Below are 17,650 nucleotides of genomic sequence, written 5' to 3' on the forward strand. Positions count from 1 at the left end.
TTTGAGCTATTTTTCTAGTTTTTCTAAACTAACAACACCTCTGCTATCAGATTGAATAACAACTTTGAAGCCACGGGATAGAGTCCAAAAGAGTTCAAGGACAGAAATATCAAAGGAAATACTAGTAACAGCTAACCAAACACCGTCCGAATATTTACCAATTCTTTGCTCCATACCAACAAAGAAATTAATAACATTACGGTGGGAAATCATAACTCCTTTAGGCTTACCTGTAGAACCTGATGTATAAATAATATATGCTAAGTTTTCGCTAGTGTTTATATTTACTAGATTTGATGTGCTTTCTTTTTCTATATCCTTCCAATCATTATCAATAAAAACAGTATTTCCAATGTATAAAGAAGCGAGAGAAGACAAACTATTTTGAGTGATAAGCACGCTAAGCTGAGCATCATCAATCATATAAGAGATTCTATCTTTAGGATAAGAAGAATCCAAAGGAACATAAGCTGCGCCTGCTTTAAGAATAGCAAGAAGAGCAATCATCATTTCGCTAGAGCGTTCTATTAATAAACCTACCCTAGAATTTGATGTCACTCCTAGTTTACGTAAGAAATGAGCTAGTTGGTTAGCTTTCTCATTTAACTCTTTATAACTTAATTCATTGTTTTCAAAGATAATAGCAGTAGAAGAAGGGATTTAGTTACTTGATGTTCAAAGAGTTGATGAATAGTTATTTCTCTATCATAATCACAGTAAGTATTATTCCAAGTGTAAAGTAATTCTTCTTTTTCTGCTTGAGAGATAAGAGATAATTTAGAGATATGTTCTTTTGGATTATTAACTATTGATTCTAATAGCGTTAAGAAATTATCTGCCATTCTTACTATAGTAGAATGATAAAATAAATCTGTGTTGTATTCAAAAATAGTAAACAAACCAGAATCATTTTCATAAGCTTCAAGAGTTAAATCAAATTTGGCAGTTTTATTGTCAACAACCAATGAGGAAAGGGTTATATCCTCTAACTCTATTTTAGGAACAAAAGCATTTTGAAGAATAAGCATGACTTGGAAAAAAGGGCTACGACTTAAATCGCGCTCAGGTTGAAGCTTTTCAACTAGAGCTTCAAAAGGAATATCTTGATTAGAATAAGCACCTAGGGTGACATCTTTAACTCTAGCAAGAAGTTGCTCAAAAGTAGGATTAGAAGATAAATCAGAACGCATAACCAAAGTGTTAATAAAAACACCAATAAGGTTTTCTATGTCAGGATGATTACGGTTAGCAATAGGACTACCAACCAAAATATCTTCACTTCCACTGTATCGATAAAGAAGAGTTTGAAAGGCAGCCAACAATGTCATAAACAAAGTTGCAGAATTGTTTCTTGATAGCTGTTGTATTTCTTTTAATAACTTACTAGGCAATACTTTAAGAAATCTTCTACCAGCAAAAGTCTGGATAGGTGGACGAGGTTTATCTATAGGTAGTTGTAAGGGTGATAGTTTACTAGCTAACTTTTCTTTCCAATAAGCAAGTTGTTTTTCAAAAACTTCACCTTGCATCCATTGTCGTTGCCAATAGGCATAATCTGCGTATTGTATTGGCAGTTTTGGTAGTTCTGGAGTTTTATTTTCTGTGTATGATTGATAAAGTGTTGCTATTTCTCTTACAAATACTCCAAATGACCATCCATCCCATACTATATGTGAAAATATAAATAGCAATACGTGGTATTGCTCATTTATTTTTATCAAAGTAGTTCTAAATAATAAGTCTTCTGATAAATTAAAAAGTTTTTGACCTTCTTTAATAAATAATTCTTCAATTTCAGCTTCAAAATTAGCATTATCAATATTTTCTAAATTAATTTGAGAAAGTTCCAAAACACGGTTTTTAGCAATAATTTGGACAGGATTACCATTAACAAAAGCAAAATTTGTTCTTAAAGCTTCATGTCTTTCAATTATTTGGTTTAAGCTTTCCTCTAATGCTAAAAAGTTTAGTGAGCCTTTTATTTCTATTGCTAAACGCTCATTATAAGCAGCATTATCTGGCTCAAACTGGCTTAAAAACCATAATCTTTCTTGAGTAAATGATAAAGGTATGTCTTGGTTTCTTGATATTTTAGATATAACTACTTCTAGTTTATTACCTTTTTTGATTTCCAAATCTATTAAATTTGATAACGATTCAATTGTTGAGTTATCAAAGAGCGATCTTAAAATTAAATCTACATTAAACACATTTCTTATCTTTGTATTTAATTGCATAGCCAGTAGGGAATGACCACCTAATTCAAAGAAGTTATCTTTAATACTTACGTTTTCTATATTTAATAATTCTGACCAGATATTAACTAAAGCAACTTGAATTGGAGTAGAAGGAGCTACATAGTTTTGATTATTTTGAGAATATTCAGGAGCAGGTAAAGCCTTACGGTCAACTTTAGCATTAGGTGTTAGAGAGGTATGGATTGTAAATAAACAACTGCTGATGGAACCATATATTCTGGCAATTGCTGTCTAATGTATGTTTGTATTTCTGATGTTGAAGGTAATGTTTCATCAGAGTTTTTAGTTACAAGGTATGCTACTAGTTTCTTTTCATCTCTTTTATCTTCCCTTGCTATTACAACTGCCTGTGATACTTCTGGATGTTGGAGCAGTAAGGTTTCAATTTCACCAAGTTCAATACGAAAACCACGAATTTTAACTTGATGGTCAAGCCTACCAAGAAATTCTATAGTACCATCATCTAACCAACGTGCTAAATCTCCTGTTCTATATAACTTGCCTGTTTGAGATTTGCTAAAAGGATTTGCAATAAACTTTTCTGATGTAAGCTCAGGACGTTGGAAATATCCTCTTACTACTCCTTCTCCTGCTATTAATAGCTCTCCTGCTACTCCTACTGGCACTAATTCTAGTGCTTCATTTACTATGTAAATTTGTGTGTTGGCTATTGGTTTTCCTATTGTTACTGTATTTAATACTCTATCGTTAGCCTCTACTTTATGTGTGGATGACCAAATGGTTGTTTCTGTTGGCCCATACATATTATGTAACTCACCTTTTATTACATTTATCAATTCTTTTGCTAGGCTTGTTGTTAATGCTTCTCCTCCTACCATCATCATTTTTAGTTCTTTTATTGCTTCTTTTGCTTCTTCTTCTGTTGTTAATACTCTTGCTAATGATGGTGTACATTGTAAATGACTTACTTTATGTCTTTTTATTTGTTCTGTTATTGAATAGTCTGCTTCTGATAAAGTTGAACTAACAACACCTCTGCTATCAGATTGAATAACAACTTTAAAGCCACGGGATAGAGTCCAAAAGAGTTCAAGGACAGAGATATCAAAGGAAATACTAGTAACAGCTAACCAAACACCGTCCAAATATTTACCAATTCTTTGCTCCATACCAACAAAGAAATTAATAACATTACGGTGGGAAATCATTACTCCTTTAGGCTTACCTGTAGAACCTGATGTATAAATAATATATGCTAAGTTTTTGCTAGTGTTAATATTTACTAGATTTGATGTGCTTTCTTTTTCTATATCCTTCCAATCATTATCAATAAAAACAGTATTTCCAATGTATAAAGAAGCAAGAGAAGACAAACTATTTTGAGTGATAAGCACGCTAAGCTGAGCATCATCAATCATATAAGAGATTCTATCTTTAGGATAAGAAGAATCCAAGGAACATAAGCCGCACCTGCTTTAAGAATAGCAAGAAGAGCAATCATCATTTCGCTAGAGCGTTCTATTAATAAACCTACCCTAGAATTTGATGTCACTCCTAGCTTACGTAAGAAATGAGCTAGTTGGTTAGCTTTCTCATTTAACTCTTTGTAACTTAATTGATTGTTTTCAAAGACAATAGCAGTAGAAGAAGGGGATTTAATGACTTGATGTTCAAAGAGTTGATGAATAGTTATTTCCCTATCATAATCACAATAAGTATTATTCCAAGTGTAGAGTAATTCTTCTTTTTCTGCTTGAGAGATAAGAGATAATTTAGATATATGTTCTTTTGGATTATTAACTATTGATTCTAATAGTGTTAAGAAATTATCTGCCATTCTTACTATAGTAGAATGATAAAATAAATCTGTGTTGTATTCAAAAATAGTAAACAAACCAGAATCATTTTCATAAGCTTCAAGAGTTAAATCAAATTTGGCAGTTTTATTGTCAACAACCAATGAGGAAAGGGTTATATCCTCTAACTCTATTTTAGGAACAAAAGCATTTTGAAGAATAAGCATGACTTGGAAAAAGGGCTACGACTTAAATCGCGCTCAGGTTGAAGCTTTTCAACTAGAGCTTCAAAAGGAATATCTTGATTAGAATAAGCACCTAGGGTGACATCTTTAACTCTAGCAAGAAGTTGCTCAAAAGTAGGATTAGAAGATAAATCAGAACGCATAACCAAAGTGTTAATAAAAACACCAATAAGGTTTTCTATGTCAGGATGATTACGGTTAGCAATAGGACTACCAACCAAAATATCTTCACTTCCGCTGTATCGATAAAGAAGAGTTTGAAAGGCAGCCAACAATGTCATAAACAAAGTTGCAGAATTGTTTCTTGATAGCTGTTGTATTTCTTTTAATAACTTACTAGGTAATACTTTAAGAAATCTTCTACCAGCAAAAGTCTGGATAGGTGGATGAGGTTTATCTATAGGTAGTTGTAAGGGGGATAATTTACCAACTAACTTTTCTTTCCAATAAGCAAGTTGTTTTTCAAAAACTTCACCTTGCATCCATTGACGTTGCCAATAAGCATAATCTGCATATTGTATTGGCAGTTTTGCGAGTTCTGGAGTTTTATTTTCTGTGTATGATTGATAAAGTGTTGCTATTTCTTTTACAAATACTCCAAATGACCATCCATCCCAAACAGTGTGGGACAATACTAGTAACAAAATATGGTGATGAGGATTTATCTTTATCAGAGAGGCTCTTAGCAATAAATCTTCTGATAAATTAAAAAGTTTTTGGCCTTCTTTAATAAATAATTCTTCAAGTTCTTCTTCAAGTCTGGCTTTATTGGTATTTTCTAAATTAATTTGAGAAAGTTCTAAAACACGGTTTTTAGCAATAATTTGGACAGGATTACCATTAACAAAAGCAAAGTTTGTTCTTAAAGCTTCATGTCTTTCAATTATTTGGTTTAAGCTTTCCTCTAATGCTAAAAAGTTTAGTGAGCCTTTTATTTCTATTGCTAATCTATCATTATAAGCAGCATTATCTGGCTCAAGTTGGCTTAAAAACCATAATCTTTCTTGAGTAAATGATAAAGGTAAATCAATATCACGAGGTAAAATAGTAATTGTTTGTTCTGATGTTAGTGTTGTTTTGGAAAGTTCTATTAATTGTGCTAACTGCGCAATTGTTGGAGATTCTAGTAATTTACGTAAAGATATTTCACCTACAAAATTATTTCGTATTTTTGTAAAAAGTTGCATAGCTAATATGGAATGTCCACCTAGCTCAAAGAAACTATCGTTTATTCCAACTTTTTCTACTCCTAAAACTTCTTTCCATATCTCAGCTAATGCTAGTTCTGTTGGAGTAGAAGGAGCAACATAAGCTTGATCACTACGGGAATATTCAGGGGCAGGTAGAGCTTTACGGTCAACTTTACCATTAGGTGTTAATGGAAGTTTTTCAAGTACAACTATAGCGGACGGCAACATGTACTCTGGTAGTTTTTCTTTTAATGTTGTTTTTACTTCAGTTATTACTTGATGTGCTAAATGACGTTGAAATGGCTTATTACTATAACTAGTCAAAGGTTTTATTTCTTTTATTGAACAAGGAAAATCTATTACTAAACTATTAGTAATATTTTTAGAACTTAAAAATGCATGGTAAAAAGCTTCATTATTTGAACCAACTAAACTAAGCTCAACATCATAAGAGCAACTTTGACCTAGCTGCCAAAGTTCTTCAGGGTTTATTGCTAATTTTGATGTTGATGTTAATTTTGCTTCTAAATCAGTTATTGTTTCTAACTGATGAGGACTACTTAGTATCTGTCTCATCATTATTTCTTTATTTATTTTGGCATTAAAAATATTTTTTATTGCTAATGTTTCAGGCTTTTCTTCTTTTAATTTTCTTTCTAGCTCAAGTAAGGAAAAAGGTTCTTGTTGCCAATCTAGCCAGTTAACACCTTCTTTTATGGGCTTTAAATCTGTGTATAAAATTACATCATACCTAAATAAAGTTACTTCATTATGGCTAACACCTCGTTTAGGTAAAATTTTTATCTGTTTAATTTCAGGCAATAATTCTTTTAATGCTAAAAAGAATTCAGGACTTATAGTTAACTCTTCTTCATTTGTAATCTGTTTTTCTAAACGCTGTTTTAGCTGAGAGAGAGTTAAATTTTTAGAGGCTTGATAGTATTGAACAGATAAGTGAAAAAGATCTAATAACAAGAAATTTCTAATATCTCCTAAAAAAATCTTTCCTTGAGGTTTTAAGGTTTTTATAGCTTCTTTTATTACATTAAAAAAATATTCTATTGATGGGAAATATTGAGCTACAGAGTTAATTACTACTAAATCAAAACTATTTTTAGGAATTTCACTAAAATCATTTGCAGGTTTTTTATATAAGCTGACCTGCGGAAGTGTTGAAGAATGTTGTTTAATATAATTTATTGATGAATCGTGAATATCTGTTCCCAAATAATAGGAGCATTGAGGCGCGATTCTAAAAAGTAATAAGCCTGTGCCACAACCTATTTCTAATACGTGACTAGGGTTTAAGTCTAAAATTCTTTTTGTTGTATGTTCAACCCACTCTTTCATCTCATTTTCAGGGATAGGCTGACTAGTATAGCTACTATTCCAACCAGCAATGTTAAAAGTGGGATCTGTAGGTGTAGCTTGGCGGTAAATTTCGTCCCAAATGGTTTGCCATTGTGAAACATGTGTTGACGAAAAATTATCTAAATTATCATTTTGATGATCTGAATTAATCCTTAAATAGGCAACAATCTCTTTATTATCACCCTTATCTTGACGGGCAATTACAACGCTTTCTTTTACTGCGGGGTGTTGGAGCAATAAAGTTTCAATTTCACCAAGTTCAATACGAAAACCACGAATTTTAACTTGATGGTCAAGCCTACCAAGAAATTCTATAGTACCATCATCTAACCAACGTGCTAAATCTCCTGTTCTATATAACTTGTCTGTTTGGGATTTGCTAAAAGGATTTGCAATAAACTTTTCTTCTGTAAGTTCAGGACGTTGGAAATATCCTTTTACTACTCCTTCTCCTGCTATTAATAGCTCTCCTGCTACTCCTACTGGCACTAGTTCTAGTGCTTCATTTACTATGTAAATTTGTGTGTTTGCTATTGGTTTTCCTATTGTTACTGTGTTTAGTATTCTATCGTTAGCCTCTACTTTATGTGTGGATGACCAAATAGTTGTTTCTGTTGGCCCATACATATTATGTAACTCACCTTTTATTACATTTATCAATTCTTTGGCTAGGCTTGTTGTTAATGCTTCTCCTCCTACCATCATCATTTTTAACTCTTTTATTGCTTCTTTTGCTTCTTCTTCTGTTGTTAATACTCTTGCTAATGATGGTGTACATTGTAAATGACTTACTTTATGTCTCTTTATTTGTTCTGTTATTGAATAGCCTAAGGAAGTAGAGTTAGTTAATAATCTAACTTGGTCAAGATAGCTTAAGCCTTCCATAACATGTTGGTAAGAAATACCAAAATCTATTAAACAGGCTACTTCATCTACTCCTATTTCTTTTAGTTTTTCTACTATTTGAACACAAGTTTCTACATTACCTAAAAGCCCACTTGTATCAAAATAACGCTCAAAGGCGTGTTCTAAGAGTGCATCTAAATCATCTTTAGTAAAATTTTCTGCATCAATGTTTACACCTAAGCTTTTTCCTAGATTTCTTATTAAATCTAAAGAAGTGCGTAAATAATTAATAAAGGGTTTACGAACTCGTTCTTTTGCTTCTTTTGAATCTTTTCCTACATAAGTATGTACCATTAAGCTAACATAGCCATCACCGGGATAGCCTTTATTTTGCCAAGCTTGACGATAGATTTTGATTTTTTCACTAAGTTCTTCAATACTTTGGCCTAACAAGTTGGTGAGTAAATTAGCCCCAACTTCGCCAGCTAGTTGAAAAGTGGAAGGGCTACCAGCAGCAGTTACCCAAACAGGTAACTCTTTTTGTATGGGTTTAGGAAGAATTCTTATAGCAACATTATTACCAGCCCCACCCTTAAAGCTTATTGCTTCACCTCGCCATAGCTTACGAACCGTTTCTATATCACGAAACATAATATCTCTACGGTTAGAGTAATTATCAGGAGCAAAGACAAAATCATCCGCATGCCATCCAGATGCAAAAGATAGTCCTACTCTTCCTTTAGACAAGTTATCTATAACTGACCATTCTTCAGTCACCCTTACAGGGCTATTTAGAGGTAGAACTACGCTCCCTGCTCTTATTTGAATATTGCTAGTAATGGTACTAATAGCAGATCCAACAACAGCGGGGCTTGGATAAAGTCCTCCAAAAGTATGAAAATGACGTTCAGGAGTCCAAACAGCAGAAAAATTATGCTCATCAGCAAATTTTGCTCCATCTATTAAAAGTTTATACTTATCATTTGGATTTTCTGTTGAGTCATCACTTGCAAAATAGAAGAGGCTAAAATCCATCTTCTTTGAGCTATTTTTTCTAGTTTTCTCTAAACTAACAACACCTCTGCTATCAGATTGAATAACAACTTTGAAGCCACGGGATAGAGTCCAAAAGAGTTCAAGGACAGAAATATCAAAGGAAATACTAGTAACAGCTAACCAAACACCATCCTGATATTTACCAATTCTTTGCTCCATACCAACAAAGAAATTAATAACATTACGGTGGGAAATCATAACTCCTTTAGGCTTACCTGTAGAACCTGATGTATAAATAATATATGCTAAGTTTTCGCTAGTGTTAATATTTACTAGATTTGATGTGCTTTCTTTTTCTATATCCTTCCAATCATTATCAATAAAAACAGTATTTCCAATGTATAAAGAAGCAAGAGAAGACAAACTATCTTGAGTGATAAGCACGCTAAGCTGAGCATCATCAATCATATAAGAGATTCTATCTTTAGGATAAGAAGAATCCAAAGGAACATAAGCCGCGCCTGCTTTAAGAATAGCAAGAAGAGCAATCATCATTTCGCTAGAACGATCTATTAATAAACCTACCCTAGAATCTGCTGTTACTCCTAGCTTACGTAAGAAATGAGCTAGTTGGTTAGCTTTCTCATTTAACTCTTTGTAACTTAACTCTTTATCTTCAAAGATAATAGCAGTAGAAGAAGGGGATTTAATGACTTGATGTTCAAAGAGTTGATGAATAGTTATTTCTCTATCATAATCACAATAAGTATTATTCCATGTGTAGAGTAATTCTTCTTTTTCTGCTTGTGACATTAAAGAAACTTGAGACAATAACTGATTTGGGTTTAGCGTTATTTCTCTTAAGATAGTTTTTAAGTGTTCTAAAATCTGATTAATGGCTTTAGGCTCAAAGCGAGAACTATCATAAATTATCCGAATTAAAATTTGTTCTGCTGGAAAAATTTGGACTGTAATAGGAAGGTTTGTTCTTTCAATAACTTTAGGGTTTCTTAAACTTAAAGCTCCTTTGTATTCCTGTAATGAAAAATCTATAGGGTAATTTTCATATACTAAAATAGTATCAAAAAGGCTTTGACCTCGCTCTATTTGACTCCAAGTTTGAACTTCAGATAAGGGGCTATATTCATACTCCCTTATAGCTATTAATTGCTCATGTAACTGTTTTAAGTAGTCTGTTAAATATTGTGATTTATTAATTTTTATACGTACTGGCAACGTATTAATAAATAGACCTATCATCTTATCAGTATCTTTAAGGCTGGTAGGTCGACCAGAAACAACAGAACCATAAACTATATCTGATTCATTACTATAGTGATTAAGTAGTAACCCCCAAGCTCCTTGAATTAGTACATTCATAGGGAGTTGGTATTGTTTAGCACAAGTTTGTAAGTTTGTAGTTTGGTCTTTAGATAAAAGAGATTCTTCCTGATTATAGTTAACTTCTTGTTTTGATGTTGTTGACAAGGTGTTTTCTATAGAAAGTTTTGTAGGAGTAGTAAAGCCTAACAATAAATTAGACCAAAACTGTTTTGCTTTCTCTAAATTCTGTTTATCCAACCAATCTATATAAGAGCGATAATTTGGCAGATAAGGAAGATTTATTTTTTGGCCTTTATTAAGAGATTCATATATAAGAAACAACTGTTCAAGGACTATAGGAATAGACCAACCATCTAAAATTATGTGATGGTGACTCCAAATGAACCTATATTTTTTTATACCCATTTGAATTAGTGTTAAACGCATCAAAGGAGCTTTAGAAAGGTTAAAACTCTTATTACGGTCTTCTGCTAAGTAGACTAAAAGGCGGTCTTTTTGTTCATCAGTAGAAAAAGCTTGCCAATCTTCTTGTTTTATAGATATTTTGACTTGTTTATAAACAACTTGAAGTGGTTTTTTTCGATTTTCCCAAATAAATACGGTGCGAAGAATTGGATGGATATTAACAAGTTCTTGCCAAACTTGTTCAAAAATTTCAATGTTAAGTTCACCCTCAATATCGCAACTAAATTGTTGAAAATATTCTCCAGAACCTTTTGCATAAACGCTATGAAAAAGCATTCCTTGTTGCATAGGAGAAAGTGCATAAATATCTTCTATATTAGCTTTTGTAGTTTTAGGGTTTTTAGTTGGTAGACTCATCTTCATCTTCCTCTTCTTCAATAAGTTCAAAAATAAGTTCATCAAGTTCTGTTTGACTTAAACCAGACTTTGGGAAATCTGAAGGCGTATAACTACTTTCTTCAGGTGATTGGCAATGTTGAATAATCGCTTTCAACGCGCTTAAATACTGGTTTGCTAGGTTTTCTATTGTTATTTTTTTGTGAATTTGATCACTATAAGACCAAACAATAGTTATTTTTTTATAAACTATGCTTGCATTGACTTCTAATAAATAAGCTCTTTTTGCTTTATGACTACGAGTTTTGCCAATAGGCTCTTGAGATAAGAAAAATAGTTCATTATTTTCTAAAACTTGATCAAGTTGACCTAAATAGTTAAACAAAACCTCTGCTTTTGGCAAAAGTTCTATTTTGTCCAAAAACTCTTTGTCTTTTTCTAAGTATTTGATTATTCCGTAGCCAATACCATGGTTTGGAATTGCTCTTACTTGTTCTTTAATAGCCTTTAATGAACCACCAATATTAAATTCGTTTGTTAGTTCTAAAACAAAAGGAAATATACTAGTAAACCAACCTAAAGTGCGTGATAGGTCTAATCCTTCTATAATGTTTTCACGTCCATGGCTTTCTAAATCTACCAAAGAATACTTATTGTTTGTCCATTTTGTTAGGCTAATTGCTAGAGCTAATAAAAACACATCGTTAATTTGAGTGTTATAAATTTCTGGGACTTTGCGCAAAAGAAATGTAGTTTCATCTTCATCAAGTGACACAGATATTGTGTTAAGAGAAACTTCTGTATTAGCAGTATTTATAAAATCTCTTGGAAGAGGAGATAGCGGTTTTTTTAATTGTGTCAACCAATAAGCTTTCTCTTCTTTTGAAAAACCTATTTCTAAATATTTGCTTAAGCTTTCTGACCATTGTTTGTAAGATGTAGTTTTAAGCGGTAGAGAGATAGATTTATTTCTTTCAATATCAAGGTAAATTTGTTGGAGATCATCCAACAAAATTTGCCAAGAAATATTATCTATAACCAAATGGTGTATAGTAATAAACAAAGACTGTGATTGGTCTGGAAAATTAAATAATCTTGCCTGGATTATTGGCCCAGAAGAAATATTCAAGCTTGATTGTAAATTGTTGCAAATTAGTTCTATCTCTTCATTTTGCTTTAATTTAGATAATTCTTTAATGTAAACTGTTTCAATAATCTTTGTTTCATCATTTTCAAGATTGTACTGTTGCCAAGTTGATTCAACTAAATTAAAACGTATTCTTAAAGCATCATGATGTAGTAATAATTGCTGAAACGTTGGTTCTAGTATTTTTAGATCAAGAACTCTTTTTGTTTTGAGATTTACTGACAAATTCCAATGATGTAATTCAGCAAAATTTTGTTCAAAAAACCAAGTTTGTATAGGTGTTAAAAGTATTGCCCCTACAACTAAATCTTGTTGAGCAAGGGAATTTGTTAAAAAATTAACTAAATTTGCTAGCTGTGCAATAGTAGGATTTTGGAAAAATTGAAGTGGTGTAAATTTGATACCCTTTTGATCTGCTCTAGCAATAATACGTAATGCTAAAATAGAATCTCCTCCAAGTTCAAAGAAGTTATCATTAATACTAATTTGGTCTAATTTTAGTGAATTTTTCCAAATCTCTGTTAATTGTTCTTCTATGTGGTTACGTGGTGCAACAAGTTCAGCTACTGATTTTGGCCGGTTTTGTTCTGGCTTAGGTAAGGCTTTTCTATCAACTTTTCCATTTGGAGTTAAAGGTATTTTATTTAAATATACAAACAGTGCTGGCACCATGTATTGTGGTAATCTATTTCGCAACCATTCTTGTAATTCGCCTACAGATGGGTGTTGTGTTTCATTCTCATTTAGAACAAGATAGGCTACAAGTTGTTTATCTCCTAGCTCATGTTCTTTTGCTATAACTACAACTTCTTTGACTGCCAGATGTTGTTCTAAGGTAGACTCAATTTCACCAAGTTCAATACGAAAACCACGAATTTTAACTTGATGGTCAAGCCTACCAAGAAATTCTATAGTACCATCATCTAACCAACGTGCTAAATCTCCTGTTCTATATAACTTGTCTGTTTGAGATTTGCTAAAAGGATTTGCAATAAACTTTTCTGATGTAAGCTCAGGGCGTTGGAAATATCCTTTTACTACTCCTTCTCCTGCTATTAATAGCTCTCCTGCTACTCCTACTGGCACTAATTCTAGTGCTTCATTTACTATGTAAATTTGTGTGTTGGCTATTGGTTTTCCTATTGTTACTGTATTTAATACTCTATCGTTAGCCTCTACTTTATGTGTGGATGACCAAATGGTTGTTTCTGTTGGCTATACATATTATGTAACTCACCTTTTATTACATTTATCAATTCTTTTGCTAGGCTTGTTGTTAATGCTTCTCCTCCTACCATCATCATTTTTAGTTCTTTTATTGCTTCTTTTGCTTCTTCTTCTGTTGTTAATACTCTTGCTAATGATGGTGTACATTGTAAATGACTTACTTTATGTCTTTTTATTTGTTCTGTTATTGAATAGTCTGCTTCTGATAAAGTTGAACTAACAACACCTCTGCTATCAGATTGAATAACAACTTTAAAGCCACGGGATAGAGTCCAAAAGAGTTCAAGGACAGAGATATCAAAGGAAATACTAGTAACAGCTAACCAAACACCGTCCGAATATTTACCAATTCTTTGCTCCATACCAACAAAGAAATTAATAACATTACGGTGGGAAATCATTACTCCTTTAGGCTTACCTGTAGAACCTGATGTATAAATAATATATGCTAAGTTTTTGCTAGTGTTAATATTTACTAGATTTGATGTGCTTTCTTTTCTATATCCTTCCAATCATTATCAATAAAAACAGTATTTCCAATGTATAAAGAAGCAAGAGAAGACAAACTATTTTGAGTGATAAGCACGCTAAGCTGAGCATCATCAATCATATAAGAGATTCTATCTTTAGGATAAGAAGAATCCAAAGGAACATAAGCCGCACCTGCTTTAAGAATAGCAAGAAGAGCAATCATCATTTCGCTAGAGCGTTCTATTAGTAAACCTACCCTAGAATCTGCTATCACTCCTAGCTTACGTAAGAAATGAGCTAGTTGGTTAGCTTTCTCATTTAACTCTTTATAACTTAATTCATTGTTTTCAAAGACAATAGCAGTAGAAGAAGGGGATTTAGTTACTTGATGCTCAAAGAGTTGATGAATAGTTATTTCCCTATCATAATCACAATAAGTATTATTCCAAGTGTAGAGTAATTCTTCTTTTTCTGCTTGAGAGATAAGAGATAATTTAGATATATGTTCTTTTGGATTATTAACTATTGATTCTAATAGCGTTAAGAAATTATCTGCCATTCTTACTATAGTAGAATGATAAAATAAATCTGTGTTGTATTCAAAAATAGTAAACAAACCAGAATCATTTTCATAAGCTTCAAGAGTTAAATCAAATTTGGCAGTTTTATTGTCAACAACCAATGAGGAAAGGGTTATATCCTCTAACTCTATTTTAGGAACAAAAGCATTTTGAAGAATAAGCATGACTTGGAAAAAGTGCTACGACTTAAATTGCGCTCAGGTTGAAGCTTTTCAACTAGAGCTTCAAAAGGAATATCTTGATTAGAATAAGCACCTAGAGTGACATCTTTAACTCTAGCAAGAAGTTGCTCAAAAGTAGGATTAGAAGATAAATCAGAACGCATAACCAAAGTGTTAATAAAAACACCAATAAGGTTTTCTATGTCAGGATGATTACGGTTAGCAATAGGACTACCAACCAAAATATCTTCACTTCCACTATATCGATAAAGAAGAGTTTGAAAAGCAGCCAACAATGTCATAAACAAAGTTGCAGAATTGTTTCTTGATAGCTGTTGTATTTCTTTTAATAACTTACTAGGTAATACTTTAAGAAATCTTCTACCAGCAAAAGTCTGGATAGGTGGACGAGGTTTATCTATAGGTAGTTGTAAGAAGGATAGTTTACCAGCTAGCTTTTCTTTCCAATAAGCAAGTTGTTTTTCAAAAACTTCACCTTGCATCCATTGTCGTTGCCAATAGGCATAATCTGCGTATTGTATTGGCAGTTTTGCGAGTTCTGGAGTTTTATTTTGTGTATATGATTGATAAAGTGTTGCTATTTCTCTTACAAATACTCCAAATGACCATCCATCCCATACTATATGTGAAAATATAAATAGCAATACGTGGTATTGCTCATTTATTTTTATCAAAGTAGTTCTAAATAATAAGTCTTCTGATAAATTAAAAAGTTTTTGACCTTCTTTAATAAAAAGTTTTTCAATTTCAGCTTCAAAATTAGCATTATCAATATTTTCTAAACTTATTTGGGAAAGTTCCAAAACACGCTTTTTAGCAATAATTTGGACAGGATTACCATTAACAAAAGCAAAATTTGTTCTTAAAGCTTCATGTCTTTCAATTATTTGGTTTAAGCTTTCCTCTAATGCTAAAAAGTTTAGTGAGCCTTTTATTTCTATTGCTAAACGCTCATTATAAGCAGCATTATCTGGCTCAAACTGGCTTAAAAACCATAATCTTTCTTGAGTAAATGATAAAGGTATGTCTTGGTTTCTTGATATTTTAGATATAAATATTTCTAGTTTATTACCTTTTTTGATTTCCAAATCTATTAAATTTGATAACGATTCAATTGTTGAGTTATCAAAGAGCGATCTTAAAATTAAATCTACATTAAACACATTTCTTATCTTTGTATTTAATTGCATAGCCAGTAGGGAATGACCACCTAATTCAAAGAAGTTATCTTTAATACTTACGTTTTCTATATTTAATAATTCTGACCAGATATTAACTAAAGCAACTTGGATTGGAGTAGAAGGAGCTACATAGTTTTGATTATTTTGAGAATATTCAGGAGCAGGTAAAGCCTTACGGTCAACTTTAGCATTAGGTGTTAGAGGCATGGATTGTAAATAAACAACTGCTGATGGAACCATATATTCTGGCAATTGCTGTCTAATGTATGTTTGTATTTCTGATGTTGAAGGTAATGTTTCATCAGAGTTTTTAGTTACAAGGTATGCTACTAGTTTCTTTTCATCTCTTTTATCTTCCCTTGCTATTACAACTGCTTGTGATACTTCTGGATGTTGGAGCAGTAAGGTTTCAATTTCACCAAGTTCAATACGAAAACCACGAATTTTAACTTGATGGTCAAGCCTACCAAGAAATTCTATAGTACCATCATCTAACCAACGTGCTAAATCTCCTGTTCTATATAACTTATCTGTTTGAGATTTGCTAAAAGGATTTGCAATAAACTTTTCTGATGTAAGCTCAGGCGTTGGAAATATCCTTTTACTACTCCTTCTCCTGCTATTAATAGCTCTCCTGCTACTCCTACTGGCACTAATTCTAATGCTTCATTTACTATGTAAATTTGTGTGTTTGCTATTGGTTTTCCTATTGTTACTGTATTTAATACTCTATCGTTAGCCTCTACTTTATTGTGGATGACCAAATGGTTGTTTCTGTTGGCCCATACATATTATGTAACTCACCTTTTATTACATTTATCAATTCTTTTGCTAGGCTTGTTGTTAATGCTTCTCCTCCTACCATCATCATTTTTAACTCTTTTATTGCTTCTTTTGCTTCTTCTTCTGTTGTTAATACTCTTGCTAATGATGGTGTACATTGTAAATGACTTACTTTATGTCTCTTTATTTGTTCTGTTATTGAATAGTCTGCTTCTGATAAAGTTGAACTAACAACACCTCTGCTATCAGATTGAATAACAACTTTAAAGCCACGGGATAGAGTCCAAAAGAGTTCAAGGACAGAGATATCAAAGGAAATACTAGTAACAGCTAACCAAACACCATCCGAATATTTACCAATTCTTTGTTCCATACCAACAAAGAAATTAATAACATTACGGTGGGAAATCATAACTCCTTTAGGCTTACCTGTAGAGCCTGATGTATAAATAATATATGCTAAGTTTTCGCTAGTGTTAATATTTACTAGATTTGATGTGCTTTCTTTTTCTATATCCTTCCAATCATTATCAATAAAAACAGTATTTCCAATGTATAAAGAAGCAAGAGAAGACAAACTATTTTGAGTGATAAGCACGCTAAGCTGAGCATCATCAATCATATAAGAGATTCTATCTTTAGGATAAGAAGAATCCAAAGGAACATAAGCCGCACCTGCTTTAAGAATAGCAAGAAGAGCAATCATCATTTCGCTAGAGCGTTCTATTAATAAACCTACCCTAGAATCTGCTGTCACTCCTAGTTTACGTAAGAAATGAGCTAGTTGGTTAGCTTTCTCATTTAACTCTTTGTAACTTAACTCTTTATCTTCAAAGATAATAGCAGTAGAAGAAGGGGATTTAGTTACTTGATGTTCAAAGAGTTGATGAATAGTTATTTCCCTATCATAATCACAATAAGTATTATTCCAAGTGTAGAGTAATTTTTCTTTTTCTGCTTGAGAGATAAGAGATAATTTAGAGATATGTTCTTTTGGATTATTAACTATTGATTCTAGTAGCGTTAAGAAATTATCTGCCATTCTTACTATAGTAGAATGATAAAATAAATCTGTGTTGTATTCAAAAATAGTAAACAAACCAGAATCATTTTCATAAGCTTCAAGAGTTAAATCAAATTTGGCAGTTTTATTGTCAACAACCAATGAGGAAAGGGTTATATCCTCTAACTCTATTTTAGGAACAAAAGCATTTTGAAGAATAAGCATGACTTGGAAAAAAAGGGCTATGACTTAAATCGCGCTCAGGTT

11 protein-coding genes and 1 pseudogene are annotated in these 17,650 nt (G+C 32.3%); 1 reads left to right on the forward strand and 11 read right to left on the reverse strand.

Annotated features, from left to right (window positions below):
• Positions 1 to 6: 6 nt before the first annotated feature.
• The 9 genes from IPK14_02995 to IPK14_03035 form a co-directional block, all read right to left on the reverse strand.
• Positions 7 to 660: an AMP-binding protein gene (locus IPK14_02995; protein MBK7992401.1), complete on the reverse strand. Its 654-nt coding sequence runs from the start codon at positions 658 to 660 to the stop codon at positions 7 to 9.
• A complete protein-coding gene (locus IPK14_03000; GenBank protein MBK7992402.1) occupies positions 618 to 2,237 on the reverse strand; it encodes a hypothetical protein in 1,620 nt (539 codons plus the stop codon). Before IPK14_03000 ends, IPK14_02995 begins: the two co-directional genes overlap by 43 nt.
• Positions 2,238 to 2,425: 188 nt before the next feature.
• A complete protein-coding gene (locus IPK14_03005; GenBank protein ID MBK7992403.1) occupies positions 2,426 to 3,673 on the reverse strand; it encodes an amino acid adenylation domain-containing protein in 1,248 nt (415 codons plus the stop codon).
• On the reverse strand, positions 3,634 to 4,242 hold the full coding sequence (locus tag IPK14_03010; protein MBK7992404.1) for an AMP-binding protein: 609 nt from the start codon (positions 4,240 to 4,242) through the stop codon (positions 3,634 to 3,636). The genes IPK14_03005 and IPK14_03010 overlap by 40 nt, the downstream gene beginning before the upstream one ends.
• On the reverse strand, positions 4,206 to 10,829 hold the full coding sequence (locus tag IPK14_03015) for an LLM class flavin-dependent oxidoreductase (protein MBK7992405.1): 6,624 nt from the start codon (positions 10,827 to 10,829) through the stop codon (positions 4,206 to 4,208). Before IPK14_03015 ends, IPK14_03010 begins: the two co-directional genes overlap by 37 nt.
• The gene (locus tag IPK14_03020; GenBank protein ID MBK7992406.1) at positions 10,813 to 13,041 is read right to left on the reverse strand and encodes an AMP-binding protein; all 2,229 of its coding nucleotides are present in this window, start codon (positions 13,039 to 13,041) and stop codon (positions 10,813 to 10,815) included. The genes IPK14_03015 and IPK14_03020 overlap by 17 nt, the downstream gene beginning before the upstream one ends.
• A gap of 89 nt (positions 13,042 to 13,130) precedes the next feature.
• Complete coding sequence (locus IPK14_03025; protein ID MBK7992407.1) at positions 13,131 to 13,694, reverse strand: AMP-binding protein; 564 nt, start codon at positions 13,692 to 13,694, stop codon at positions 13,131 to 13,133.
• Entirely contained in the window at positions 13,658 to 14,398 is a 741-nt protein-coding gene (locus tag IPK14_03030; GenBank protein MBK7992408.1) for an AMP-binding protein, read from the reverse strand. The genes IPK14_03025 and IPK14_03030 overlap by 37 nt, the downstream gene beginning before the upstream one ends.
• Positions 14,362 to 15,849 (reverse strand): hypothetical protein, encoded by a 1,488-nt coding sequence (locus IPK14_03035; GenBank protein MBK7992409.1) that lies wholly within the window; start codon positions 15,847 to 15,849, stop codon positions 14,362 to 14,364. Before IPK14_03035 ends, IPK14_03030 begins: the two co-directional genes overlap by 37 nt.
• Before the next feature lie 10 nt (positions 15,850 to 15,859).
• On the opposite strand from IPK14_03035, the gene IPK14_03040 reads away from it, so the two are divergent.
• Positions 15,860 to 16,051, forward strand: coding sequence for a hypothetical protein (locus IPK14_03040; GenBank protein ID MBK7992410.1), 192 nt, complete (start codon positions 15,860 to 15,862; stop codon positions 16,049 to 16,051).
• Here the strand turns inward: IPK14_03040 and IPK14_03045 are convergent.
• Both IPK14_03045 and IPK14_03050 read right to left on the reverse strand, forming a co-directional pair.
• Positions 16,036 to 16,260, reverse strand: a pseudogene (locus IPK14_03045) (AMP-binding protein). The gene IPK14_03040 and the pseudogene IPK14_03045 sit on opposite strands and share 16 nt — an antisense overlap.
• 79 nt (positions 16,261 to 16,339) lie before the next feature.
• Complete coding sequence (locus IPK14_03050) at positions 16,340 to 17,608, reverse strand: AMP-binding protein (protein ID MBK7992411.1); 1,269 nt, start codon at positions 17,606 to 17,608, stop codon at positions 16,340 to 16,342.
• Positions 17,609 to 17,650: the final 42 nt, after the last annotated feature.

The organism is Blastocatellia bacterium (assembly GCA_016713405.1).
Classification (GTDB): domain Bacteria; phylum Acidobacteriota; class Blastocatellia; order Chloracidobacteriales; family JADJPF01; genus JADJPF01.

What these genes read in the sequence shown, in the direction of transcription:
- IPK14_03015 (MBK7992405.1), bottom strand. Translation starts at nt 10,829, where the DNA reads ATGAGTCTACCAACTAAAAACCCTAAAACTACAAAAGCTAATATAGAA.
- IPK14_03030 (MBK7992408.1), bottom strand. Translation starts at nt 14,398, where the DNA reads ATGCTTATTCTTCAAAATGCTTTTGTTCCTAAAATAGAGTTAGAGGAT.
- IPK14_03040 (MBK7992410.1), top strand. Translation starts at nt 15,860, where the DNA reads ATGTATGTTTGTATTTCTGATGTTGAAGGTAATGTTTCATCAGAGTTT.
- IPK14_03000 (MBK7992402.1), bottom strand. Translation starts at nt 2,237, where the DNA reads ATGCAATTAAATACAAAGATAAGAAATGTGTTTAATGTAGATTTAATT.
- IPK14_03010 (MBK7992404.1), bottom strand. Translation starts at nt 4,242, where the DNA reads ATGCTTATTCTTCAAAATGCTTTTGTTCCTAAAATAGAGTTAGAGGAT.
- IPK14_03050 (MBK7992411.1), bottom strand. Translation starts at nt 17,608, where the DNA reads ATGCTTATTCTTCAAAATGCTTTTGTTCCTAAAATAGAGTTAGAGGAT.